General features: G+C 48.5%; 19 protein-coding genes and 1 pseudogene. 12 read left to right on the forward strand and 8 right to left on the reverse strand.

The annotated features are described in order from the left end of the window. Positions 1–52: 52 nt before the first annotated feature. The 4 genes and pseudogenes from gyrB to IZU26_RS10325 form a co-directional block, all read right to left on the reverse strand. Positions 53–1,972, reverse strand: coding sequence for a DNA topoisomerase (ATP-hydrolyzing) subunit B (gene gyrB / locus IZU26_RS10310; RefSeq protein WP_433278838.1), 1,920 nt, complete (start codon positions 1,970–1,972; stop codon positions 53–55). Positions 1,973–2,364: 392 nt separating this feature from the next. Next, positions 2,365–2,724 (reverse strand): annotated as a pseudogene (locus IZU26_RS10315) (hypothetical protein); the annotation flags it as partial. Between the two features lie 330 nt (positions 2,725–3,054). After that, positions 3,055–5,325: an InlB B-repeat-containing protein gene (locus tag IZU26_RS10320; RefSeq protein ID WP_433278840.1), complete on the reverse strand. Its 2,271-nt coding sequence runs from the start codon at positions 5,323–5,325 to the stop codon at positions 3,055–3,057. A gap of 285 nt (positions 5,326–5,610) precedes the next feature. Continuing rightward, entirely contained in the window at positions 5,611–6,477 is an 867-nt protein-coding gene (locus tag IZU26_RS10325; protein ID WP_433278842.1) for an Rpn family recombination-promoting nuclease/putative transposase, read from the reverse strand. Between the two features lie 201 nt (positions 6,478–6,678). Here IZU26_RS10325 and IZU26_RS10330 point away from each other — a divergent pair, with 201 nt between their 5' ends. Then, positions 6,679–7,545 carry an Rpn family recombination-promoting nuclease/putative transposase gene (locus tag IZU26_RS10330; protein WP_433278844.1) on the forward strand — a complete coding sequence of 289 codons (867 nt, stop codon included), beginning with the start codon at positions 6,679–6,681 and terminating at the stop codon, positions 7,543–7,545. Positions 7,546–7,787: 242 nt separating this feature from the next. On the opposite strand, the gene msrB is transcribed toward IZU26_RS10330, so the two are convergent. Continuing rightward, positions 7,788–8,867, reverse strand: a complete 1,080-nt coding sequence (gene msrB / locus IZU26_RS10335; protein ID WP_433278846.1) for a peptide-methionine (R)-S-oxide reductase MsrB — start codon at positions 8,865–8,867, stop codon at positions 7,788–7,790. Positions 8,868–8,977: 110 nt separating this feature from the next. Here msrB and dnaA point away from each other — a divergent pair, with 110 nt between their 5' ends. The 4 genes from dnaA (at position 8,978) to IZU26_RS10355 (ending at position 13,504) form a co-directional block, all read left to right on the forward strand. After that, positions 8,978–10,378 carry a chromosomal replication initiator protein DnaA gene (dnaA, locus tag IZU26_RS10340; protein ID WP_433278848.1) on the forward strand — a complete coding sequence of 467 codons (1,401 nt, stop codon included), beginning with the start codon at positions 8,978–8,980 and terminating at the stop codon, positions 10,376–10,378. A gap of 271 nt (positions 10,379–10,649) precedes the next feature. Further along, positions 10,650–11,753, forward strand: a complete 1,104-nt coding sequence (dnaN, locus tag IZU26_RS10345; protein WP_310824342.1) for a DNA polymerase III subunit beta — start codon at positions 10,650–10,652, stop codon at positions 11,751–11,753. Beyond that, positions 11,753–12,883 carry a DNA replication/repair protein RecF gene (recF, locus tag IZU26_RS10350; RefSeq protein WP_433278850.1) on the forward strand — a complete coding sequence of 377 codons (1,131 nt, stop codon included), beginning with the start codon at positions 11,753–11,755 and terminating at the stop codon, positions 12,881–12,883. The genes dnaN and recF overlap by 1 nt, the downstream gene beginning before the upstream one ends. Before the next feature lie 81 nt (positions 12,884–12,964). Next, positions 12,965–13,504 (forward strand): DUF721 domain-containing protein, encoded by a 540-nt coding sequence (locus IZU26_RS10355; protein WP_433278852.1) that lies wholly within the window; start codon positions 12,965–12,967, stop codon positions 13,502–13,504. Positions 13,505–13,516: 12 nt separating this feature from the next. Here the strand turns inward: IZU26_RS10355 and IZU26_RS10360 are convergent, their stop codons facing one another. Then, complete coding sequence (locus IZU26_RS10360; protein WP_433278854.1) at positions 13,517–15,682, reverse strand: methyl-accepting chemotaxis protein; 2,166 nt, start codon at positions 15,680–15,682, stop codon at positions 13,517–13,519. A 454-nt stretch (positions 15,683–16,136) separates the two neighbouring features. Between IZU26_RS10360 and IZU26_RS10365 the strand changes: the two genes are divergently transcribed. Both IZU26_RS10365 and IZU26_RS10370 read left to right on the forward strand, forming a co-directional pair. Further along, positions 16,137–17,876, forward strand: coding sequence for a flavocytochrome c (locus IZU26_RS10365; protein WP_433278856.1), 1,740 nt, complete (start codon positions 16,137–16,139; stop codon positions 17,874–17,876). 434 nt (positions 17,877–18,310) lie between these two features. Then, entirely contained in the window at positions 18,311–19,213 is a 903-nt protein-coding gene (locus IZU26_RS10370) for an AAA family ATPase (RefSeq protein WP_433278858.1), read from the forward strand. Between the two features lie 146 nt (positions 19,214–19,359). Here IZU26_RS10370 and IZU26_RS10375 read toward each other — a convergent pair whose 3' ends face one another. Further along, on the reverse strand, positions 19,360–20,148 hold the full coding sequence (locus IZU26_RS10375) for a formylglycine-generating enzyme family protein (RefSeq protein ID WP_433278860.1): 789 nt from the start codon (positions 20,146–20,148) through the stop codon (positions 19,360–19,362). 150 nt (positions 20,149–20,298) lie between these two features. On the opposite strand from IZU26_RS10375, the gene IZU26_RS10380 reads away from it, so the two are divergent. Then, positions 20,299–21,144 (forward strand): HAD-IIA family hydrolase, encoded by an 846-nt coding sequence (locus IZU26_RS10380; protein WP_433278862.1) that lies wholly within the window; start codon positions 20,299–20,301, stop codon positions 21,142–21,144. Positions 21,145–21,193: 49 nt separating this feature from the next. Next, complete coding sequence (locus IZU26_RS10385) at positions 21,194–21,769, forward strand: DUF624 domain-containing protein (RefSeq protein WP_310824357.1); 576 nt, start codon at positions 21,194–21,196, stop codon at positions 21,767–21,769. Here IZU26_RS10385 and IZU26_RS10390 read toward each other — a convergent pair. Continuing rightward, the gene (locus IZU26_RS10390; protein ID WP_433278864.1) at positions 21,738–22,784 is read right to left on the reverse strand and encodes a LacI family DNA-binding transcriptional regulator; all 1,047 of its coding nucleotides are present in this window, start codon (positions 22,782–22,784) and stop codon (positions 21,738–21,740) included. The two genes, IZU26_RS10385 and IZU26_RS10390, sit on opposite strands and share 32 nt — an antisense overlap. A 148-nt stretch (positions 22,785–22,932) precedes the next feature. Between IZU26_RS10390 and IZU26_RS10395 the strand changes: the two genes are divergently transcribed. From IZU26_RS10395 to IZU26_RS10405, 3 genes are all read left to right on the forward strand, one after another. Then, the gene (locus IZU26_RS10395) at positions 22,933–24,240 is read left to right on the forward strand and encodes an ABC transporter substrate-binding protein (RefSeq protein ID WP_433278866.1); all 1,308 of its coding nucleotides are present in this window, start codon (positions 22,933–22,935) and stop codon (positions 24,238–24,240) included. A gap of 57 nt (positions 24,241–24,297) precedes the next feature. Further along, entirely contained in the window at positions 24,298–25,203 is a 906-nt protein-coding gene (locus IZU26_RS10400; RefSeq protein ID WP_433278869.1) for a carbohydrate ABC transporter permease, read from the forward strand. A gap of 256 nt (positions 25,204–25,459) precedes the next feature. Further along, a complete protein-coding gene (locus IZU26_RS10405; protein ID WP_433278871.1) occupies positions 25,460–26,332 on the forward strand; it encodes a carbohydrate ABC transporter permease in 873 nt (290 codons plus the stop codon). Positions 26,333–26,345: the final 13 nt, after the last annotated feature.

Genomic DNA, 26,345 nt, shown 5'->3' on the forward strand with positions numbered 1-26,345 from the left:
CCGAAAGCACGAGCTGCGAGCGATCGAGCCGGCGGATAACAAGCGCAAAACGTCAAACGTCCAAATTGGCGTAAACGGCGTTTTCTTCGATAAATTTGCGGCGCGGTTCAACCGCTTCTCCCATACACACGCTGAACATTTTATCGGCGGCGACGACATCGGGAATCGTCACACGCTTCATTTTTCGTCTCGCGGGATCCATCGTCGTTTCCCACAGCTGCGTACCGTCCATTTCGCCGAGACCTTTGTAGCGCTGAACGGAAGCCTTTACCGCATTGTCGCCGAGCTGCTTCAAAACTTCAGCTTTTTCGTTGTCGTCGTATACGTACCACTCTTTTTTATTCCAGCTCACTTTGTACAGCGGCGGCATCGCAAGATACACATAGCCGTCTTCGATGATCTGCGGCATATAGCGGAAAAAGAAAGTCAACAGCAGCGTGCGGATGTGCGAACCGTCGACATCGGCATCGGCCATGATGATTATCTTGTGATAGCGGAGTTTCGATATGTCGAAATCTTTTCCGATCCCGGCGCCCAAAGACGCGATAACCGGTTCGAGTTTGTCGTTGTTGATCACTTTATCGATCCGCGTCTTTTCGACGTTGAGCATTTTGCCCCACAGCGGAAGGATGGCCTGCCGCTTCGAATCGCGGCCTTTTTTGGCCGAACCGCCTGCGGAATCGCCCTCAACGATGTACACTTCGCATTCGGCGGGATCTTTCGACGAACAATCGGAAAGTTTGCCCGGAAGACCGAAACTGTCGAGACCGCTTTTACGTCTCGTCGCTTCTTTTGCCCGCCGAGCCGCGATCCGCGCGCTCGCTTCTCCGACCGCTTTTTCGAGGATCTTTTCCAAATCCTGCGGATGCTGTTCGAAAAAGAGCGTCAATTTTTCTTTGATGAGGGAATCAACGATCGTGCGCACTTCGCTGTTGCCGAGCTTCGTTTTTGTCTGCCCTTCAAACTGCGGTTCGGGCACTTTGAGCGATAAAACGGCGGTAATGCCCGCACGGACGTCTTCGCCGGTGAGCTTTTCGTCCATTTTTTTGGAAAGTTTTTGATTCGCTTCCAAAAATTTATTGAGTACAAAAGTCAGCGCGATTTTAAAGCCGTCGAGGTGAGTTCCGCCTTCAACCGTATTGATATCGTTGACGTAAGTATAAATCGTTTCGTTATAGCCGTCGTTGTATTGGAGCGCGAGTTCGGTCATAACGCCGTTGTCTTCGCCTTCGATAAACGCCGGTTCCGCTGGAATGACGTTTTTCCCTTCGTTGAGATAAGATACGAAGTGGCGGATGCCGCCGTCAAATTTAAAGACGACCTCTTTCGGCGTTTCGAGCCGCTCGTCGCGGAATACGATCGTAATGCCGCTGTTCAAAAACGCGAGTTCGCGCAAGCGCTTTGCAAGCACGTCGAAATCGTATGTCGTCGTTTCGGTAAAAATCGTTTTGTCGGCTTTCCAGCGTATCTGCGTACCGTGTCGGTCGATCGGCCCGATTTCCTGCACTTTCGTCTTGGGTACACCGATTTCGTACCGCTGAAACCAGCGTTTGCCGTCGGAATCGATCGTCGCTTCCATCCATGAGGAAAGCGCGTTGACGCAGCTGACGCCGACGCCGTGGAGACCGCCGGAAACTTTGTACGCGCCTTTGTCGAATTTGCCGCCGGCGTGCAGACGCGTTAAAACGAGTTCCAGCGCGCTCACGTGCTCCGTCGGATGCATACCGACGGGAATACCGCGCCCGTTGTCTTCGACGCGTACGATATCGTCTTTTTCGAGGGCAACGATGATCCGGTCGCAAAAACCTGCCATCGCTTCGTCGATACTGTTGTCTACGACTTCATATACGAGATGATGAAGTCCCTGCGGCCCGGTCGAACCGATATACATACCCGGCCGTTTGCGCACCGCTTCGAGACCTTTTAAAACTTGAATGCTGCCCGCTGAATAATTTTCCGGTGATTGACTCATGCTTTACCTTTGATGATTTTCAGTATATTTGTATATATTATAGAAAAAATTGATATTTTAATATAGCAAAAAAAGGGAAAAAAGTAAAGAACGAGCGATTTCGAGCAGTGGTCGTTCGCGCAGCATCCGTGCAGCGCTCACTACCGTATTTTTGCGCAGCAAAAATACGCGACTGTTTTGCAAAAATACGACACGGCCTCCGTGCCTTGCAACGAGCACGAAGTGCGAAGTTCCCCGCGCAACCTTGCAACGAGCACGAAGTGCGAAGTTCCCCGCGCAGGATTTTCGTGTGTTTCCTATGCCTCGCGTTCCGCCTTTTTTATTTTATTATACGCTTCTTTCTTGAGAGCGGCCGATTATTTTAATTTGTAATTATCGAAACCAATTACCAATTAATTAATCGCTTCTACTTCTTCCTTAGAAAGGCCGGTAGCTTGCATTATCTTTTGAACGGAATCGCCGAGCTGTTTCAGTATCTTCGCCGTTTCAAGAGCTTTTCGGTACGATCCGTCGGCAAAACCTTGCTGTATGCCCTCTTCCCGGGCATCCATTTCAAACCCCGACATAAAGCGGTATTCCTGCCGCGCCTGTTCGTTCTGTTTTACTGCCTGTATCATCGTTTCTATCCTCCCTGTATACTCCGTATTCGCCGTCCCGGTTTTGACATACTCCAAAAAGCCTTTGAGTTCTTTATTCTCGGCTTTCCTAAAAGCTTCCGCATTTATTATAACCTTTTTTGTCCCGTCGCGTAATAAAAATAGGAACAAAAGGGAAAAGTTTTTGCAATTATTGTTCCGCCGTAGTTGGCGGGGAAAACCGGCGGCGAGAGAGGTGCCGGACGCGAGGCGTTTTGAGCATTGAGCTCATCCCGCACACAAAAAAACCGCCCCCAAGCCGGAACTTTGTCCGAGTTGAGAGCGGTCAATCCGTTTTCAATTTGTAATAAAACAGGGGCAGGGCGACACCCCCGTTCAGGGCAGGGGTTTCTCCCTGCCCCTATAACCCCATCCTTCTTCCTCGCACTGCCAAAGGGGACACCCCTTTGGAATCCCCAAACCGGAGGTTTGGGCGGTGCTCAATTATTACTCCTGCGGTGCAACGCAAATGCCGAGCGCTTCGCCTTCGTCGGTGCCGAGTTTGTGTTCGGTAACGCTAAGGTCTGCTGCAATGTGCCACCACACAGGTTTGTACTTGTTGTCGGTATCCTCATAAAAACCTGCGGCATACAAGTCATCGCGGCCAGCGCACAGCGCAAGAGAAGCGCTATAAACGGTTGAAAGCTTTTTGTGAAGCGACGCATTTATCCCTTCGATTTTCCATACGGCAGCTTCACCGTTCGTCTGTCCTGCGGCATAGACGGTGCCGTTACACACGCACAGGGCATAGACCCCGTTGGCTTCGGGAACGGTAATCGGGGTAACGGTCGCATCGTCTACTTTCCATAACTTTCTTGCGGCAACATAGACCGAAGAGCCCGCCGTACATACGCCGTAGGGAATGTCGGTATAAGTGCCTACAAGCCCCAATTCCAATTCGCTCACCGTGCCCGCATCGGGTTTTGTCCATAAAAAGACGGTATCTTTCAGGGTATCGTTGTCACGTTTATGGCCTGCCGCATACAACTTGCCGGTGCCGGCGCACAGCGCACGGGCGTGCGCGCTCATCTGGGGTGTTTTTTTACATAAAAAGGTTACGGTAGGGTTTTCGGGGTCGCTGATATCGGTAATGCTTGCACCTTCATCGGTGAAGTCATACATTTTGCCCGCAACAAAGGTTTTTCCCTTATAAAAGGTGATGTCATACGCATCAGACCACCGGTACTTGCTGATCCAGTGCAGGCTGCCGTCTTTTTTCCACACGAGCGGCCGAGTAGCACCGCTGACATTTTCCTTACCTGTAATGTATACGTTTTTCCCAAGGGAACGCACTGCATACGGAGATACTTCGCCGGGGGCAGCTTCGTGCGCGCTCAGTTGAGTAGGCGCGACGTTTTTCCACACATAGCCTTTGCCGCCGCTTGTTCCCGTAACGTACACGTCGACGGGGACGGTTTTAAAGTGCACGGCGATGTCTGCATCTTCCGTTACGGTATGGCTGTACGTTGCGTTTGCTCCCGCCGCGGCGATGGGCGTTCCTCCGTCCGTCCATTTTTCCACCGCATAGCCGAGATCAGCCTCTGCGGTAAAGACAACGGTTTTACCCTGTTCGACCGTATCGCCCGAATGGATTTCCGTACCGTCAACTTCGGCTGTAAGCGTACCGTTTCCGCCGTCCACGCCGAAATCGATAGTATAAAGCTGCGCCCAGTTTGCGGTGTATTCCGCATTCGAAGCGGGGAAGACGAGCGGTGCAGGCAGCGCGGGAGTCCATCCTTTAAAAACGAAACCCGCTTGTACGGGATCGACGGGAGCTTCCAATGCCGTGCCGTATTTGCCTGTTTTTACGACATCGGCCGTATCGCCTGCAATGTTACCGCCTGCAAGTTTAAAAGTTACGTTTACCGTTTTGCGCTCGTAATAGAGTTTTATAACAGTGCTGCCGTCGGCGGCTATCGTGCCGTTTTCCTGCACGGTGCCGTTTATTTCGGTGAGGTTCGATTTGTAGGTAAAGCCTTCGTAGGCTTTCGGCGTGTATACGACGGGGTCTCCCGCCGTGCCGCTTTTGTCTTCGCTTTCCGTCGGCTCTGCAGGGTAGGTGCCGTCCGTTTTTTCCCGATAGTGCTCTACCGTATACGAAGCTTGGCCTGCCGGAAGCGCTTCGAAGCTCACTTTGACATCTGCCGCCTTTGTTACGATGAGGGTATGGGTAGTCGTCGTATTGCTTATAACGGCGCCGTCTACCTTCCATTCTTTTACTTTGTGATTTGCAGCGGGCGTCGCCGTAAAGGTTACGGTTTTGTTCTTTTCGACGTTTACGGGACTCGTCTCCGTTTCCGTGCCTCCGTCCGCCTTTGCTGTGAGCTTTCCGTTTCCGCCTTCTACGCCGAAGGTTACCGCGTACTTTGTCGGCGGCGCGCTTTTAAGCTTAAACTTCACCGTTACGCTTACCGGCTGCACTACTTTTATCTTTGCAATCGTGCTCTCGCTTGCTCCCGTTCCCGCTTCAAAGGCACCTGTGTCTACCGACCAAAAGTCAACGTTGTGCGTCGCGGGATTGTCCGGCATTGCGGTAAACTCGACGATTTTGCCCTGTTCGACCGTATCGCCCGAATTGATTTCGCTGCCGTCGACCGTCGCTTTGATCGTACCGTTGCCGCCGTCTACGCTGAACGTTACGGCGTGTTTGGGTGTTCCGCCGCCGGAATCGCTGCCGTTCGAACAGCCTGTAAAAACGAGCGCTGCGGCAAAAAGCAAAACGCCGGCCGCTGCAATCGGTACTTTTTTTAAAAGGGCTTTACCGAGCTCCCCCCCCCCCCCTATACAAACGTACAGGGTTCGATTTTACTTTGTTCATCATAAACCTCCTCTTCGACGGGATAAACCGCCGTTTATTATTATAACATATTTCATCGCTTTTCACAACTTTTATTAATTATTTTATCGAGGACACGTGATATTTTCGCTTTATTAATTATTGTTTTCAGGGCAGGCGCGCCGAATCGAGATATGACGAATTGTTGCCGCGGGAGACGGCTCTGTTTACAACTGTTCGATTTCCGCTTCGGTGAGGCCGGTAGCTTGCATTATCTTTTGTGCCGAGTCGCCCAATTGCTTTAATATGCGTGCCGTTTCGAGCTTCGCTTGATATGAGCCTTTGGAAAGGCCTTCCTGTAGTGCAATTTCTCTTTCTTCTTCCCGCTGCACGGCGATGTCCACATCGTAATCGTATTCGGCTATCAACATGTTCATAACCTCCCGTGATTTTCGCTGTAAGTATTCCCGTAAGATGTCGTTTTGTATGCACTCTTTGATCGCGTTCTGAAAGCCGTTTTCACTGTCGAGCTTCGTATGCCGCCGTACGGCTTCTACGAACAGCGTGTATTCTTTCAGCGGTTTGCACGTATGTAAGATTTCACTTCCCTTAGTATAATTGATATTCGTCACGCTGACAACGACTTCGAGAGCAGGTTTTTCAGGCATCGTCATAAAGGCATCGGAAAGACGTAATGTCGCTGTTTCAGGGTAATCTTCTTCCCCGTTGTAGAACACGTAGAACTCCGGCGTCGGAATCTTTTTCAACCTGCGGAGATAGCGGTCACGCGGGTTTTCGATGCGCTCATAGAGGCGCGCGGCATACTGCAAAAATCGCAACGGCATGTTGGCGTTGATTGTAGATTGGTGTTCTACCAATACGATGATCTTTCCGTCGACGAGACAGGCGACGTCATTGCGGAAAGCCATATACATCACCTGTTCGAGACGGAGCGGTTCGAGTTCCGCCGATGCGTCAAGTTCTGTCTCATGCAATGCGTTGTAGAGAGCGAGGAAGTTCGCCTTTGCGTTTTTATCTTCGCCGAAAAAATCGACAAAGACCGAATCCTTATATCGACGATTATGCTTTGCCATAAAATACCTCCGCTATATATATATCGCGGAGATGTTGCAATTTCGGAGTTTTTTGAAGCAATTTTGGAAAAGGAGCTACGGAACCGCCGTTCGGGGCAGTTACGGTTATTTTCATAAAAACCGCGTAATTTATCACTTTGTAAACGATATATAGGTCAGCGGCTCCCTTGCCGCATTATCTCAACAATCGAAGGTGCAGCTATGGAATATACCCATAAACCCGTCGACGAACTCTCCTTTACCGACGACTTTATGTTCGGCACGGTCATGAAGAACAAAATGATCTGCAAGGGTGTCATCGAACGGCTTTTGCATATCAAAGTCGGCAAAATCGAATATCCCTCCCTGCAAAAAACGATAGCACCCTTTTACGAAAGCAAGGGTATACGCTTTGACGTCTATGTCTTCGATTCCGACCGCGTATTTGATATCGAAATACAAACGTCACTTCCGCCTTCTCTTCCCAAACGTACGCGTTATTACCAAAGCCTTATGGATGTCGATAACCTCTTGAGGGGACAGAGTTACGCCGAATTAAAAGAGAGCTACGTCATTTTTATCTGTACGCAGGATCCCTTCGGTAAAGGCTTACCTGTGTATACGTTTCGCAGTGTGTGCAGTGAGAATGGCAGTATTATTCTTGATGACAAATCGTATAAAGTATTTTATAATGTGAGTGCCTACGGTAAAGAAGATGAGCCTGAATTGAGCGCTTTGTTGGAGTATCTTTGCGAGAGGCGGGCGACGAGCGGTTTTACACAGCGGATCGATGAGCTTGTCGAAAAAGCGAAACGGAACGAAAAGTTCAGGAGCTGGTATATGTCGTTGAATATTCATGAAGATGACTTACGTAGAGAAAGTTTACAGCTGGGTGAAAAGATCGGCTTTGAGCGGGGAATACGCAAAGGCAGAAGAGACGGACTCTTACAAGGTCGACGCGACGGTATTGCCGCAGGATCGTATCAAAAAGCACGGGAAACGGCAAAGCTGATGGCCGAACGCAAGTACCCGCTCTCTGAGATTCGTCTTATGACCGGTCTTTCGGAAGCGGAAATCGAAAATTTGTGAGTGTCTCCTATCACAAAGCGTGCATAAACGCCGCGCTTTATGTCCTCATAAGGAATCGCAGTCGGCTTGTATACCTTTTGTCGCATTCGAAAAGATAAAGTATAAAAACCTACGCCCGGCCGGAGCGGTGCCGTAGGCAGCCACCGGAGCGAGCGCAAGCGAGCGAGGAGGCCGAGCGTGAGTGAGCCGCGGAGGGCGGGATCTTCCGACCGGCTCCGTCCGATTAAAAACTTGCGGCGTTTTTATTTTACATAGGGTATGTAGTCACCGTAGCCTTCTTTTTCCATGTCGGCATAGGGGATAAACTTGAGAGAAGCTCCGTTTATGCAGTAACGAAGTCCGCCCGCATCTTCCGGCCCGTCGTCGAACACGTGTCCCAAATGAGAGTCCCCCGTTCGGGAATGCACTTCGGTGCGCAGCATGCCGAGACTTGTGTCTTTTTCGTAACCGACGGCATCTGTCGTTATAGGTTTCGTAAAACTCGGCCAACCGCAGCCCGCGTCGTATTTGTCGGTTGAAGAAAAAAGCGGCTTTCCCGTTACGATGTCGACGTAGATCCCTTTTTCATCGAAAGCGTCGTATTCGCTCGTATAGGGGCGTTCGGTCGCTTGTCGCTGCGTTACGTCGTATTGCAGCGGAGAAAGCTTTTTTTTGAGCGCGTCTTCGGTCGGTACTGCAAAACGGCTTTCATCGTACAGCGGTTTTTCCGCGAGGCGCAAATCGATGTGGCAATAGCCGCCTGGATTTTTATCGAGGTATTTTTGATGATAGTCTTCAGCGCGGATAAAATTTTTTAACGCTCCCGTTTCAACAGCGAGCGGTTCGGAATATTTTTTTTGCATAAAATCCAAAAATGCCTGCACGTTTTTTTCGTCTGCAGTATCGGTATAGTAAATGCCGGTGCGGTATTGGCGGCCTCTGTCGTTTCCCTGCCGATTGACGGAAGTCGGATCGATGATTCTAAAATAATGCGCAAGTAATTCTTCCAGCGTAATCGTCGTAGGATCGTAGACGATGCGGACGGTTTCCGCGTGATCGGTTTTGGATAATTCGTAATACGAAGTTTTGTCGGTTTTTCCGTTTGCGTATCCCGTTTCGGTGAGCACGACGCCGGGAAGACGCTCGAAATAGGCTTCGACGCCCCAAAAACAGCCGCCTGCAAGGAAGATTTCTTTTTCGTGTTTCATTGTTTTACCGCCTAATGTTACATTGTTTTGAGCATTTTTCAAAACAATTCGTTCCTGCGATTTTGCACAAGACGCACACAATACAAAGGCACATAAAAATGCGACAGTCGTTTTAATACATTGTAATCGTTTCATATTTATACCTCAATCTATTTTATAAATAATAACATGGAATAATAGTTACAGCCGATATACCGTTTTTAAAAATTGACAGATATGAGAACTTTCGTTTATAATTAATCTCTATGCCCAATAATAACTATCGCGAAGTTTGGTTCTATGCGATGGATCAAATTCACGAAGAATATAAAAATGCAGGTCCTCAGCAGGAAACGGAATTCAAGCTCTGGTTCAATATGCAATATATTGAAGATACCGACAATACGATAACCGTGTCCGTTCCGTCCGAATTTTTGTGGCAGACGATGCTCAAAAAAGGCAATATCGATAAAATTGCAAAAAAAATAGAATCGCTGACGGGTCAAAAAAATATCAAGCTGCAGCATATCGTAAGCAATGAAAATATTGCCGAAAAAGGAGCTGGACAAAACGCTGCTCCGCAAAAAAAGAACGACGAAAAAGCCGCTTTTCCGGCCTCTCAAAAAAAACACCCGCAGCTGAACGAAGCTTTTACATTTGAAACCTTTATACCCGGAGAAGACAACAGCTTTGCATACAATGCGGCGCTTGCGGCGGCAAAAGAGCCGGGAAAAAGGTTCAACCCGCTGTTGCTCTACGGCGGAGTCGGACTCGGAAAAACGCATCTCATGCAGTCTATCGGAAATTATTTGTTTCAAAGCGATGAAAAATTGAAAATCTGCTATATTTCGGCGGAATCTTTTACGAACGAATTTATCTGGTCAATCGGATCGAAGATAAAAGAAATGGATAAATTCAAATCGAAATACAGAAACCTCGACGTGCTGCTCATAGACGATATTCACTTTTTGCAGGGAAAGGAAAAAGTACAGGAAGAATTGTTTTATACGTTCAATGCGCTTCGCGATAAAAACTCGCAGCTCGTGTTTACGTGCGACCGTCCGGTCAAAGAGATGAAAGTATTCAACGAACGTTTGCAAAGCCGCTTGTCGAACGGATTCAGCATCGATTTGAAATTACCGTCGTATGAAACGCGGCGTGCGATTTTATTAAATAAATTGAAATTGCTCGATAAGCAAATTCCCGAAGACGTCATCGACTATATCGCAAAAAATATCGAAACGAACGTGCGCGATTTGGAGTCGGCTTTGACGAAGATGACGGGCTATGCGGAATTGATTCAAAAACCGGTCACGATCGAAGTGGCGCAACAGCAGCTGCGCGATATCTTTTCGAGTCCGTCGGCCGGAACGATTTCCATCGACACGATTCAAAAAGTCGTCGCCGATCTGTATACGATTTCGGTTGCGGATTTGAAAAGCAAAAAACGCGATCAAAAATACGTGATCCCGCGCCAAATAGCCATGTACATCGCACGCGAGCTCACCGAATATTCGTTTACGGAAGTCGGCAGCGAATTCGGCGGGCGCGATCATTCGACGGTCATGCATTCGTACGATAAAATTTCATCGGAGATAAAAATCGATTCGTCGCTGGAAGCGAGAATTCAACTTTTGATGAGGGAAATCAAAGATTACAAAAAGTGAATAATGTGCTATAATGCTGTGGAAAAGATGCACAAAAAGGTATACAATGTGGAAAAGTGTATAATATGTGGACAAAGGGCAGCAAGTTATATACGGTATAAATATCGATGATACAATCAAATACGTGAGATTTCCACAATTTGCCCGGCCTTACTATTATTATGACTAAATTTATATATATAATATAAATTTAAGAAGCAACATTTTGTGAATAAAAACGAATCTACGCAATAGAAACAATAGTATTGCGTAATCGATACAGGAGCTTACTATGAAATTTTCTTTTGACAGAGATGCGATGATCAAAGAAATCGCCGTCGCTCAGGAAATCATCACGAATAAAAGCGCGATTTCGATTTTATCGAATATCTTTTTCAGCGCGGAAAATAATACGCTTACGATAAAGGCGACCGATTCGTCGGTCGGTTTTTTAACAAAAATTCCGGTCGATGTACAGGAAGAAGGATCGACGACGGTGTACTGCGACAAGTTTATGAGCATACTCGCGTCTTCTCCGCAGGGTGAAATCGAGTTCAAACAGGAAGACGTAAAGATAACGATTACGCCCGTTGCCAAAAAAATAAAATTTCAATTGAAAAGCATCGCAAGCGATAAATTTCCTTCGGTCAATCAGGCACAGGACGTGCCCTTTTTCGACGTCGCGGCAAAAGATTTGAAAGAGATGATTTCGCAGACGATATTCGCCGTTTCGGAAGACGCGAACCGCTATTTTATGACGGGCGTTTTTTTTACGAAAAAAGACGACGATTTGGTTATGGTTTCGACTGACGGACGTCGTCTTTCGTATTCGGCAAAATCGATTGCGCAAGGTATAAAAGATTTTCCGTCGGCTATCGTGCCGGTAAAGATATTGAGTTGTATTTTGAAAAATGCGAGCGATGAAGGAAACGTTTCCGTCGCCGTCATCGATAAATTGATTTACGTAAAATTCGGCAATTACGAATTTTCCTCCGCGCTTCTTGAAGGACAATTTCCGAATTATCAAAAAGTCATTCCCGAAAAACAAAAATTTTCGTTCCAAGTTAATAAAAACGATTTGGATTCGGCGCTGAGGCGCACGACGATCCTCATTGACAAAAAGGTGAGTCGTCTTTTGTTCAAAGTGTCGCCGGGTACGCTGACGCTCATTTCGCCTGAAACCGATTTGGGAACGGCGGTCGAAGAGATCCCGTGCAGATACGACGGCGAAGAAGTGACGATTGCGCTCAACTATCTCTATGTTGCAGAGCCTATCAAAGCGATCGGTACGGAAGATATCGTTTTCGAATTTACCGAACCTATGAAAGCGATCACGATGAGAGCCGAACCGGCAGCCGATTATTTCCACATCATCATGCCGATGAATCTCAACTGATGCCGTTTTTATCGCTTGCAGTCGACAATTTTCGCAATTTGAAAAACGGCAGAATCGATTTTTCCGGAAAGGAAATCTATTTTGTCGGCACGAACGGGCAGGGGAAAACGAATATCCTCGAAGCGCTGTACTATTCCGCGTACGGTTCTTCGTTCCGCACGTATACCGATTCGCAAATCGTTAAAACGGGAGAAGAGGCCTTTGCGCTTCACGCGCTCTACAAACAGGAAAGCGGCAATGTTCAAAAGATCGACATACGCTGTGCGGACGGTATCAAACGAATCGAAAAAAACGGCAAGAGAGTTCAGGATCGAAAAGAATTGATAAACACGATCCCGTGCGTGCTCTTTTGTCACGACGATATGCGCTTTGCAACCGGAGGACCCGAGCATCGCCGTTTTTTTCTCGATCAATCGCTGACGATGTTCGATACGCTGTATATCGACGATCTGCGAAAGTATAAAAAAATTTTGAAAAACCGCAATCAATTGTTAAAAGACCGTTCGTACGAAATGCTCGACGTCTACGATACGCAGCTTGCGCAGTGCGGACTTGACGTGCAAAAAAAACGCAAAACGGCGGTCTTTCAATTCGATCAGATTTTCGAAAAATTATACGAAGCCGTCGCGGGTATAGACGGTGTGCACATCGTTTACGTGCCGTCGTGGAAAGAGATGCCGGACAGAGCGGGTACGCGTTTTCCTTTGCCGGAAGAAATACGGGAGAAGCTTTCGGAAAGACGCGATCGGGACAAGATGATGGAGACGACGATGAGCGGACCTCACCGCGACAGGGTCGTTTTTATGCGCGGAGGAAATCAATTTATACCGACGGCATCGACGGGACAGCAGCGGCTCACGGCGCTTTTACTTCGGGCGTCTCAAGCCGTTTATTATACAAGGGTTACCGGAGTAAAACCGGTTTTTTTGATGGACGACGTCATGCTCGAACTCGACCCCGACAAGCGGCAAAAGATGACCGCGATTTTACCAGACTACGATCAGCTTTTTTGTACGTTTTTGCCGGGCGAACCGTACGAACGCTATAAACGTTCGACGACGCGCATTTTCGGCATCGAAAACGGGGAATGGCACGAGATGCGGGAAGAGAGATCAACAAGCTCGACGTAGACTCGTAGCGAAGTTTTAAGCGAGAGCGGGCTATCGAATCGGCCGCGCGAATAAAATCGGCAGGAGCATACGGGAGCGTATATGAATAACGGTGAACAAAATATCGTTTCCGCAGCGGATATGATAACGAGCGTATTTTCGAACCTCGACAAAAAAACGCTCGAGGAAAGCGGAAAACTCATCGACACGTGGAAGCGCGTCGTGTCGAAAGTGCGTTCGGCCGGCCGCGATTACGGCGAGCAGCTTTGCGCTCATACGAATCCCGTACAATTTGAAAAAGGCGTTTTACTTGTCGAAGCCGATCATCCGGGCTGGATTCAGATTTTGCAGCTCTATTCGAAATTTATTTTGACGGGCTTGCAGCGAGCTGCGCCGGAACTCGGCATAACGACGCTGTCGTTTAAACTGAAAGGAAGCGGCGCGGAACTCTGCGGCAAAAGCTACGACGAACAGGTTGCCGAAGAGCGGCGGAAAATGGAAAAGCGTTATAAAACGCATTACGGCGAGCAGGATAAAAAGGGCGCACGTAAAGGTCAGCCTCTTTCTCCCGAATTGCAGGCAAAACTCGATGCGCTGAAAGTGAGCATAGAAAAAGCCGCGAAAGACGAAAGGGCCGAGTGAATTTTCTACATATCAGACTTTAAATTTTCCAACCTCTTCCGCCAAATTCTCGATACTCAGCTTATTTTTCTGTGTTATTTCATTGACTTCCTGCACGGCATTGTTGATCTGTACGGCGCCGGAAGCCATCTCGTTCATGCTTTCGGTAATCACGCGGGTAAGATCGTCGAGCTTGCGCATTTCGGATGCAACTCCTTCTCCGCCTTTCAGCATTTCGTCCGAACCTGCCCGCACTTCCATCGTTACCGTGTTGATGTTTTTGATCGCAGCCAAAACTTCCTTGCTGCCGCTTTCCTGTTCCCGCATCGATTCGGTGAGGCGATTGCTCATCGATTTAACTTGCTCTGCGATCGTGAAAATCGTATTGAATTTTTCTTCTACGGTTTTGGACGAAGCCGAAAGCGTTTCGATTTCACCGGATAAGGTTTTCAGTGTAGCGGTGATGGTTTTGCCTTGTGTTGCGGAATTTTCTGCGAGTTTGCGGATTTCATCGGCAACGACGGCAAAGCCTTTGCCCGCTTCTCCTGCATGGGCCGCTTCGATGGCGGCGTTCATCGCCAAAAGGTTTGTCTGCGAAGCGATATTTTGAATGACATCGGAAGCTTCCATCAGAGAACCGGATTCTTCGGCAATCTTCTGCGTAACGGTATTGGATGTTGCAATCGTCGCTTTGCCGTCATCGGTAGCCGCGGTGAGCTCTTTTACGACATCATCGGTTTTGCCGAGCGTTTGCCCGATGGAGACGATATTTGCAACCATTTGCTCTACCGAAGCGGAAGACTGTGCAACGCTCGCCGCCTGCATTTCGATACTGCCGTTCAGCTGCTTAATGGTTCGGACGATTTCTTCGATGGTCGCAGCCGTTTCGGTAACGCTTGCGGCCTGAGTCATCGTTTGTTGTTTTACGCCGTCAATGTTTGCACTGATTTCGTGCACGGCGCTTGCGGTCTCCGTCATATTGGAAGCGAGCGTTTCGGTCATATCCCGCATGACACCGGTATTTTTCGCAATCGATTTAATGGAACTCCGTACCTGTGACGAGGTATTGTTAAAATGCTCCGACAGTAGCGAAAATTCATCGTTACCGGAAACCGTCAATTGTCCCGTATAGTCGTTTTCGGCAACGCGGGTCAGTATTTCTATAATGTATTTAATGGGTTTAACAATGCGGAATGCAAGGAGGGATGATACGACGATAAAGAGAACCAATAAAATAACACCGATAAAAACCATTGACCTGATGATGACATAATATTCATCGAGCACTTCCGCTTCTTTAACAAAAGCGATCAATTTCCAGTCGGGATTTTCTATCGTGTAGATTTGTGCAAGCCACTTTTCACCGTCCGCCGTTATTTTTATATTTCCTTCCATCAATTCCATAAAGCGCTGAGGGTTTGATAAATCGGTGTCGGCGATGTTTTTAAAATTATTTTCGGGATGGGCGGGATCGGTCAGTATGGTCCCGTCATTTTGCATAAGCATGACATATCCCGTCGTTCCGATTTTGAATTTTGAAATCATATCGGTTAATGTATCGAGCGTAAACTCTATTGCAATATTTCCGATAAATGTTCGACTGTCGGCGGCATAGGCACTTTTTACCAAGCCGATCGAAATGGCATTTAAATCAACCGAATAAAACGCGTCGGTAATCGCTACCTCTCCCTTGGCGTCGGAACCGATACCGTACCAAGCCCGTTCACGGGGATCATAACCGGCGGACATTTCTCCTTCGAAACTGCTGACGAAACCGCCCCATTTGGTTCCCATGTATACTTCTAAATATTCGGGAAAACCGGTTTCTATCGATTTGAATAACGATGCAATTTTCAGTTCGGTTTCGCTGCGAAGCACATCGGAGGATTTAATATTTTCTTTTTCCCGTATATACGAGTGCAGCGAGATATCCGCCGCGCGTACATCGGGATGTCCCGAAAGCGTATTCAATATCTTTGCGGTATTATCAAAAAATATCCGTATACCTCTTTCAGTAAGTTTCATCTCGCGTAAAACGTTTTTTTGAAAAGAGGCGATGTCCGATTTTTTTACCCGATATCCGATAAAGACGGAAACAAATAAAACGAGTGATAAAATAACGGATGTAAAAACCAATATCAGTTTTTTGCGGATGGAAAATTTTACCGACGACAGACGATCTTTTTCAGTATTCAACATATTCCCTCTCAATTACGGATTTCCGAATTATAAAATATACGGCACATACAATGCTGTTTTCAGCTACAAGACGGTTTTAACTGTCGGAAAAAGAGGGGGAATGTATTTTAAGTAGGCTGCAGCTGTAACAGCTTTCTCCGCAGTATACATGAAAAGGAATCCTACCGGTAAAATCCTTTCCGTGTATAAATAATAATTGTTATTTGGATTTACTTTGAATAAAAATCACAAGGTTGTATTTTGCGGTAAATCAAATACAAAACCGATTATAGCATGTAAAAGAAAAATCCGCAAGGAATTTTTTATTATTTTTTTAAGCGGAAGGGTAATTGATAGAATGATCGTTTTTGCGGTTGTTTTTCGAATATTGCACTGTGCACGGAAATTTGTTATATTCTTACTAATTGAAAAGCTGGATGTATACTATATGCGCACATGCGCAAGAGGAGCGTATATGAAATCTAAAAAAGCTATCGGCATTGCGATCGGTATGTTTGTCATCGCTGCGACGGCGGCGATTGCAATGAGTGACAAAGGCAAATCAAAGGGAAAATTCGTCGACGGCGAATGGCCGGGAAAAGGCGAAGGCCGCAACGGTCCGATCGAGCTGATCCTTTCCGTAAAGGGCGGAAAGATCAGAGGCGCAAAGGTAACGAAAGAATCGGAAACCGGTTTTGCGCAGCCTGCAGAACAGTTTGTCATCGATCAGGCGGTTGCAAAGCAGTCGGTCGAAGGACTCGATATCATGTCGGGCGCAACGATCACGTCGAACGCGACGATTGCGGCGCTGCAGGCTGCGGTCAAAGCGTCGAAGGGAGAAACGACGGCTGCCGCAAAAGCGACGGATACGTCGTGCGATATCGTCGTTATCGGCGCGGGAGGCGCGGGTCTTACGGCGGCAACGGAAGCTGCGAACCGCGGCGCAAAAGTTATCGTCCTTGAAAAGATGGGTATCGTCGGCGGCAACACGAACAGTGCAACCGGCGGTTTGAATGCCGCGTATACGAAAGAGCAGGAGAAGCTCGGCATTAAAGATTCGAAAGAGCAGTTTTACGAAGATACGATGAAGGGCGGAAAAAATCTCAACGATCCCGCGCTCGTTCACACGCTCGTGGACAATTCCGCGGCGATCGTGGAGTGGCTGCAGTCGGATATCGTCGGTGCGGATTTGAGCGACGTCGGTCTTTTCGGCGGCGCGACGAACAAACGCATCCACCGTCCGCAGGGAGGAGCTGCGATCGGCTCTCACCTCGTTCCGCTTTTATACGCTGCGGCGCAAAAGCAGGGCGCGGATATCCGCCTTAACAACAAAGTGACCGACATCTTTGCGGAAAACGGAAAGCCCGCAGGAGTTACCGTCACGTCTCCGAACGGCGATTATAAAGTTAAAGCGAAAGCGATCATTATCGCGACCGGCGGTTTCGGTGCGAATTCCGACATGGTCGTAAAATACAATCCGAAGCTTGCGGGATTCGGTACGACGAATCATCCGGGCGCAACGGGCGACGCGTTCGAGTGGATCAAAAAATTCGACGGCGCACTCACGCAGATGGAACAGATTCAAACGCACCCGACGGTCGTCCCCGGCAAGGGTATTATGATCACCGAAGCGGTGCGCGGCAACGGTGCGATTCTCGTAAGCCGAACGGGCAAACGCTTTATCAACGAAATGGAAACGCGCGATGTCGTGTCCGCCGCGATTTTAAAAGAGCCGAACAAAACGGCGTTCCTCGTCTTCGATCAAGATGTGCGCGCTTCTCTGAAAGCGATCGAAGGCTATGCGAAAAAAGGTTTGCTGACCGAAGCCGCAACGCCCGCGGAGCTTGCGCAAAAGCTCGGCATACCTGCGGCCGAATTTGAAAAGACGCTGAACACTTACGCCGGCTATGTGCACAACAAAAACGACGCCGACTTCAACCGCAATCCGAACGGCTTGGAGCGCGATTTGACAAAGGGACCGTACTACGCGATCGAAGTCGGACCTGCCGTACACCACACGATGGGCGGCATCAAAATCGATACGAAGACGGAAGTGCTCAACACGAAAGGAAATGTGATTCCCGGTCTCTTTGCGGCGGGAGAAGTGACCGGCGGCGTTCACGGTGCGAACCGTTTAGGCGGCAACGCGGTTGCGGATATCGAAGTGTTCGGCAAAATCGCCGGAGACGCGGCCTGCGATTATATTAAAAAATAAGCATACGATTTCCCGTTTGCGGGAACACGTAATCGACATACCCCTGCGCTTTGCGGCGGGGTATGTCGTTCCTTAAAATGCGGCATTGCAGAAAGTTTCAACTTCCGAAGATGGGCGCCTTCGTGTACGAAGGCGCCCATCTGCCATATAAATCGCGGAACTGTTGCGATTTCGAAGTTTTTCGGAGAATTTTTTTAGGCAGAGAGTGCCCGCGATGAGGGCGGGGTGTTGCGGGGTGTCCCCGCAGGAAGGGGCAGCGCGCAACGGAGTGCGCGCGAGGGGAAGGCTTTCCCCATTTAAAATATTTTTCTTAAACCGCTTGACTGCAGACGAGCCGAAGAATTTTCCCCGTTTTTTTTCCGTACACAAATCCATCGAAATATGTTATACTGACTTTACGGATCGTATCCGTGTGTACGATAAAGGGGCATTATATGATGGATATAAAAATCATCACTGTCAGCAGACAGTTCGGTTCGGGCGGGCGCATCATTGCAAAAGACGTCGCGGATAAACTCGGCTGGAAATTTTACGATCGGGAAATCATAGAAAAGATTGCGGAAAAAAGCGGGCTCGCAAAAGAATTCATCGAAGAGCGCGGCGAATACGCATCTGCAGGGCAAAATCTCGTGTACAGCGCACCGGCGGGTTTCGGCGGGTTTTCTACGGGGCAATCGGTATTCGATAAACTGTACGTGATGCAGTACAACATCATCCGGGAGATTGCGGAAGAGGGACCGTGCGTCATCGTCGGGCGATGCGCCGATTACGTGCTGCGCGACAGAACGGACTGTTTCCACGTCTTTATCTACGCGGATATGGATTTTCGAATCGCGCGCGCAGGCAGCATTTATAAAGTCGATGCGCCGAACATAGAACGCTATCTGCTCGACCGCGACAAAAAGCGGAAGCTCTATTACAAATACAATACCGACCGCGTTTGGGGGGACGTAAAAAATTATGACTTGTGTCTCAAAAGCAGCGCGATCGGATTGGATACGTGTGCGGCGATGATCTGCGATGCGGCACAGCATAAAACCGTCGGCCCCGTACGGAGATCGATTGATGCTGCGGAAAAGGCGGTGACGGCGGCGGCAAAAAAGATCGCAACGGGTTTGAAAAAATCGCCGGCTGCGGCAACGACGAAAAAAATTGCGGATGAGGTCAAAAAGACCGCTCCTGAAACCGTGCGTAAAATCACTGCGGAAATAAAAAAATCCGCACCGAAAGCGGAAAAAAAAGCGGCCGAAGCTGCGAAGAAAATCGCGTCGGGTGTAAAAAAAGCGGTATCGTCAAGCGCGAAACGCACAGCGAACAGGAATTCCGACGGACAATAATTAAAGAAAGAGCGCGCCATGTATACGGCGCATTTGCAACGCAAACTCGCCAGTGAGTGCAATGAACGGCGTGAGCCGGCGAACGCCGTTCTCTCCGAAAGTACGGCTTTATCAGCTTATACTTTCCAAACTCGACATTCGACCTATTATTTTTTCGAGCGGACGACGCGCATGCCGATAAAATTATAGCGGGAAGCGGGGCTGCCGCAGTTTCTGAAATACGGCGAGCAGTCGGATGCTTCGGCATTCCATGCGCCGCCGCGTCCTATGCGGTCGGTGTTGTCGATCGTACGTTCGGCGCCGTGCGGGTTGACGAATTCGCCGGGCATATAGCAGTCGTACCAGTCCCAGCACCATTCCCACACGTTTCCGAAAAGATCGTAAAAACCGAGCACGGACGCCGACTTTAAGCCTACGGAATGGGTCATGCAATCGCTGTTGTTTTTGTTCCATGAACGGTTTTCGTCGGCGTCTTTTGCCGCTTTTTTTTGACCGTCGTGTACGCCGCCGCGTGCCGCGTATTCCCATTCGGATTCGGTCGGAAGCCGGTAGCCGTTCGCGTCCCAGCGACATTCGGCGTTGTCCCAAGCGTCGTTTTGTTCGTCGGGAACGGGTCCCCATTTTTTCGGATCGGATTCGCCTTTGATGACATAACAGGGGTTTAATTTTTCGGCGATGCTGCGTTTATTGCAGTAGACGAACACGTCGTATTGGCTTATGTGTTCGATGGGACGCTTTGTCTGCGATTCGCCTTTTTTCGGGCTGCTTGAAAAATACGCGGGATTTTCACCCATAATTTTTTTCCATTCGGCTTGGGTAACCAAGTGTTCGTCCATGTAAAAGTCGTCGACGGTAACGGTATGTACGGGACGTTCATCGGCCATGCCGGTCGGAGAACCCATTTGAAATGTGCCGCCTTTAACTAAAATCATCATGTTTTCATATTATACCACAGCTTTTGAAATTTATCAAAAAAAAGATGGATTTTCGGAAAGATTTTACCGCACCGGCTTACATATCGCTTGTACGTTTTACGTTGACATATCCGCTCCGGTCGGCTAGGATTGCGGCAATGAGGTTTTGCGATGCTGAATTACAACGATCCGAAAGACGTCGAAGCGTTTAACAAAAACATAGACCGCGCCGCGCTCGTCAATTCGTGCAAACACTTTGTACTCGACATGGACGGCACCTTTTATCTCGGCAATACGATTTTGCCGGGCAGTCTCGATTTTTTAAAGACACTCGAAAAAACCGGACGCGATTATTTATTTTTTACGAATAACTCGTCGAAAAGCCCCGACGTGTACATCGAAAAGCTCGCGGGCATGAACTGCGTTATTTCGCGGAAGCAAATTATGACGAGCGGAGACGTAACGATCGAATATCTGAACGCCGCGTATCCGGGAAAACGCGTATACCTCGTCGGAACGGAAGCGCTTATCAAAAGTTTTCGCGAAGGAGGGATCGGCCTCGTCGAAGACGATCCGGATATCGTCGTCATCGGTTTCGACACGACGCTCACGTATGAAAAGATCGTAAAAGCGAGCGACTACGTGCGCGCCGGCGCCGTCTATCTTGCGACGCATCCCGACATCAACTGCCCCGTCGAAAACGGCTACATCACAGACGTCGGCGCGTTCTGCGCGATGATTTCGCTGTCGGCGGGGGTCGGCGAAGTAAAATCGCTCGGAAAACCGAATCCCGAAACCGTCGACATGGCGATGCTCCGCGCAGGCTGGAAAAACCGCAGCGAAATCGCCTTTGTCGGCGATCGCCTTTACACCGATATAGCAGTCGGCGTCAACAACGGCGCTCACGGATTGCTCGTGCTCACCGGAGAAGCGAACATGCGCGACGTACAAAAATCCGACACGAAACCCGATGCGATTTTCCGCGACTTGAGCGAGATCGGTTCGTTCCTGAAATAACATGCGTTGGACTCGTCTCTTCAATCCCGAAAACAAGTTTTGGATTTTCATGGATAAGATAACCGACGTGTGTATTCTCGCGTTTTGTTGGCTCGTCGCTTCCGTGCCGCTTTTTACGTCCGGAGCGGCAACCGTCGCGCTTTTTCAATTTACGCTTAAGCAAGCGGAAGACGAAGAATCCTACGCCGTCCGATCGTTTTGCGCGTCGTTTGCCCGAAATTTCAAATCCGCGACGGCCTTGTGGCTGCTGTTCATTTTAGGCGGCGCTTTCCTTGCGCTCGATTTTTATGCCCTCTTGTTTTACGCCGTGCCGAAGCCGATCCGCATCACCGCGTTTGCCGCAGCCGCGTGTCTTGCCTTTTTATATGCCGCTTCGTTTTGCTGGGCGTTTCCGCTCATCGCGTATTTTACAATACCGGTACGGAAAGCGCTGCACGATGCTTTGATTTTGGGAATACGGCATATCGGAACGACGTTGTGCGTATTTGCCGTGTATGCGTTTTTTGCATGGGCATCGTATATGCGGCCTCTCGCATCTCCCGTTTTGCTCGCGCTTTCGCTTTTCGTATCGTCGTATTTTTTCCGACGCGTTTTCAATGCGCTTTCGTCCGAGGTTTCCCCGTAGTCTTTCTGTCGATGAGTTTGTTTTTAAATTCGAGACGGGTTAAGGCGACGTGTTCGATATCGCCGTTTTCAAGTTTCGCCTGCAAAAGCGAAAACGCGCTCTGTCCGCGCTGATTGATAAAGTGGTCGATCGTCGTAAGCGACACTCCGCTGAACTTGGACGGGTAGATGTTGTCGAAACCGCATACGCTGTAGTCACCGGGAATACGGAATCCCTCATCGATGATTTCGTCGATGACGCCGTAGGCGACCATGTCGTTGATGGCGACGATCGCGGTAACGTCGGGATACATCCGTATGCATTTTTTCGCGAGCGCACGTCCCGTGCGGTGTTCGATTTCAACGGTCGAAAGCTCCGACATCGGATCGACGTCGCTCGTGATAAGCGATACGGTACCGAATTTTTTAAAGCTTTCGCACAATCCCCTGTAGCGCAATACGCGCGAAGAATGATATTTGTTGAGCGTCGTCGAAACGTAGCAGACGCGCTTGTGTCCGAGCGAAATCAAATGCGTTCCCATTTGATAACCGGCATCGAAGTTGTTCACTTCCGCCATATCGATCCGCATCGCATCCTGTTTGTCTCCGACTGCGACGACAGGCAGACTGTCGGCCATTTTTTCGACGAGTCCGGGCTGCTGCGGTACCATCGAAAAAATCAATCCGCGCACGGCGGGGTTTTGCGCAAAGCTGAGGATGTTCTTTTCGCGTTCGATGTTCCAATATGTGTTATAGATGAGCGTCGTATAACCGTTTTTTTCGGCGGCGAGTTCCATACCCTGTAAGAGCGTCGCGTAGTACGGATTGATTACGGACGGACAGACGATGACGATGATGCCCGTTTTATCGATACCGTGTTTCGGTTTATAGTTGAATTTTCGAGCGGCGGCGTAGACGGCTTCGATCGTGTCGTCGGAAAAGCGCGAGAGATTTTTTCCTGCGAGTATCATCGAAACGGCTGCCGTTGAAACGTGAACGGCATCGGCGATATCGCGTAAAGTCGGTTTTGCTTTCATTTATTAAACAAAATTTAACACGGATTAAAAAAAAACGCAAGAAAAATTTGACAAGTGTACGTTTTGGCCTTATGATTTAATGAAAAATACGGATGAATATCTATCAACTGTTGTTTAATTTTGTTGAATTATCAACACAGGAGGCCTTATGAAAAAAACGGCGATTTCAGCGATTTTGGCGGCGGCGCTTATGCTGCCGTCGTTCGCGATGGGAGGATCGGAGCAGGAAGCGGGCAAAGCTTTTATCGGCGACACAACGGTAAAAGAACCGATCGAAATCGTATGGTGGCATGCGCTCGAAAATCAGTACAGCGATTTTGTCAAACAGATCGTAGACGATTTCAATAAGAGCCAAAAGATGATCACCGTAAAAGCCGAGTATATCGGCAATTATTCGGCGGTGAACCAAGCGCTCGTCGCGGCCCATGCAGCGGGAACGGGGCTCCCCGCGCTGACGGTTGCAAATACGCCCTATGTCGCGCAATACGGAGCGAGCGGGCTGTGCGAAGATTTGACACCCTATGTCAAAGCGACGAAATTCGATATCGGCGACTTCGGTGAAGGCATGATCAAAGCGTCCGCATACCAAGGCAAACAGGTATCGCTGCCGTTTTTGATCTCTACGCAAGTCGTTTACTACAATAAAAACATGGCAAAGGCAAAGGGCGTTTCCATTCCGTCACAATTTAAAGATATGAACGAATTTCTCGCCAAAGTGTCGACGTTGAATTCCGACGGGACAACAAAGGTGTGGGGGACGATCATACCGGGCTGGGATCAGTGGTATTTCGAAACGTTTTTTATCAACAACGGCGTCAATATCATCAATAAAGACGGAACCTCTACCGATCTCGGCGGAAAAAATTCGATCAATACGACAAAGGAGATCGGCCGATGGATTAAAAACGGCTATGCGTATTTTGCGGTCGGCAAAGACGGATCGTCGAAGATGCGCCAAAATTTTATCGAAGGCAATGCGTTTTCCGTCATCCACACGAGCAGCTTGTATAACACGTATGTGAGCAAGTGCAAAAACTTCGAAGTGGGTATGGCGTGGCTTCCCGCTTCGAATACGCGCAAACAGGAAATCGGCGGCTGCGTTTTGTTGATTCCGGCAAAAAATCCGCCGGCGACGAAAATCGCGGCATGGCATTTCCTTTCATACTTGTGCAGCAAAGATACGAATATGAAATGGGCCGAAGCAACCGGTTATATGCCGACGAGAAAATCCGTCCTCGAAACGGCGGAAGGCAAAGATTTTCTAAAACGCAAGCCCGCATTCAAATGTATCTTCGACAACCTCGACAATATCTATCCGCGTATCCAAAATAAAAACTGGAACCAGTTGGCCGAGATTTGGAAAAATTACCTTTCCGAATTTTACAACAATAACACGGATATCGACAGCAATATTAAAAAAATGGCCGACGAGATAAACGAAGTTCTCGAAGACTGATTTCCGGTCGAAAAGCGCCTGCACGTTCCATCTGCAGGCGCTTCTTTTGGAGTATACATGAAAAGCAGAGGCATTCACCCGAGGACATTGGATAGGCTGCAGGATTTTTCGTGCACGGTTCCCGCCCTCTTATTGATAATCGTATTTACCTACTACCCGATAGCGAAACTGATACAGATCAGTTTTACGAATTGGAATTTATTAAACGATAAGTACGAATACGTCGGATTTAAAAATTGGAAATGGCTGTTTACCGGATCCGGCACGCGCTACCTTTTAAACTCGCTCCGCGTCACGTTTGAATTTTCGATCGGTTCTCTTTTTATCACGATCGTCGGAGGATTGCTGCTCGCGTTGACGTTTAATAATATGGGCAGGGGCTTTTCCGCCATGCGTGCCGTCGTCTTTATGCCGAAGTACGTCGCGATGAGTTCCGCGGCCGTCGTGTTTTTGTGGATCCTCGATACCGACTACGGTATCCTCAATTATTTTCTTTCGGAGATCGGTTTGCACCGCGTCAATTGGCTCGGAGAACGCGGAAGTGCGATGATTTCCGTGTTGATGCTGACCGGTTGGCGTGACATCGGTTACGGCATGATCGTATACCTTGCGGCGATGCGGAGCATCCCGAACGACTATTACGAAGCGGCCGCGCTTGACGGAGCGACGTATTGGCAGTGCCTGTTCAGGATTACGCTTCCGATGCTTAGCCCGACGACATTGTTTTTGTTCGTTACGCAGTTTATCGCGTCGATGAAAGTTTTTCAAAGTATCGACATTATGACTGCAGGCGGACCTTTTCGATCGACGGAAGTATTCGTCTATAAAATTTATCAATATGCGATGGAAGACTTCCGTATGGACAGGGCGTCGGTCATGGCGCTCGCGTTTTTCGTTTTGCTGTTGATCATTACGGCGTCGACGCTGAAATTTTCCGATCGCCGCGTCAATTACGATATGTAGTTTGAATGGCGAATTTCGAAAGTATTTTTTTTAACAAGGTATACTTTCGGCGAGAACCCGCCCGCTTAGCCGCGGTCGAGCTTTTTAGGGCAGGCTTCCGTAAGCCTAACGCTCGAAACGGCACGCGGCCGGAACCTCGCCTTAAGCATAATTTTATTTATTTTCGAAATTCGCCATTCATTGATGTATGGAACGGTTGGAAAATTTCGAGTTTTAGAAAACTCGAAATTTAGGCTATGTAAGCCAAGGAGCAATTATGGATAATCGGTTCCGCACTACGGCGTTAAAGCGTGACGACTTTCATCGCTCTTACGGCTCGCTGCTGCAACTGCTGCTTGCGATTGTTATAACCGTCATCGCGTTTTATCCGATCTATTGGATGCTTATTTCGTCGGTAAAAAGTCAAGATGAGATACTGCAGCTGCGCCCGACCTTTTGGCCGCGCGAATTTCACTTTGAAAATTATACTGCGGTTTTACGCAAAGGCAATTTTCCGAAATATTATTTCAATACTATCGTCATGACTTTCGGTATTTTGGCAAGTCAAATCGTAACGGGCATCTTTGCGGCGTACGGTTTTTCGAAAGGTCATTTCCCATATCGCGATAAGATATTTTTGCTTGTTCTCGGTGCGCTCATGATTCCGGTGCAGGTTACGTTTATTCCGCTGTATATCATGTTCGCCCGTTTTAATTTGACCGATACTTTTACCGGCTTGATTTTACCGTCGGCCGTGAGCCCGTACTATATTTTTATGCTGCGGCAGACGTTTATGTCGATCGACGACAGCTATATCGATGCCGCGAAAATAGACGGACTCGGAAAAGTCGGCATCATTACGCGGGTGTTGACACCGATGTGCCGTTCGACGCTGTTTACGGTAACGCTTGTAACTTTTACGACGGGATGGAACAGCTATTTTTGGCCGAAGATCATCGCGAAAGAGGAAAGCCATCGCGTACTTACCGTCGGTCTTGCAAAACTCCGCGACACTTTTGCGGGGCAGGGCACGATGAATAATCACGAGATCATGGCCGGAGCGGTACTCGCGATTATCCCGGTTGTGATTTTATTTTTCATATTTCAAAAATATATGCTCTCCGGCTACAGTAAAGCCGCGATGAAATAAATAAAAACAGTTG

It is taken from the genome of Treponema sp. SP13, from assembly GCF_050938355.1.
Classification (GTDB): Bacteria; Spirochaetota; Spirochaetia; order Treponematales; family Treponemataceae; genus Treponema_D; species Treponema_D socranskii.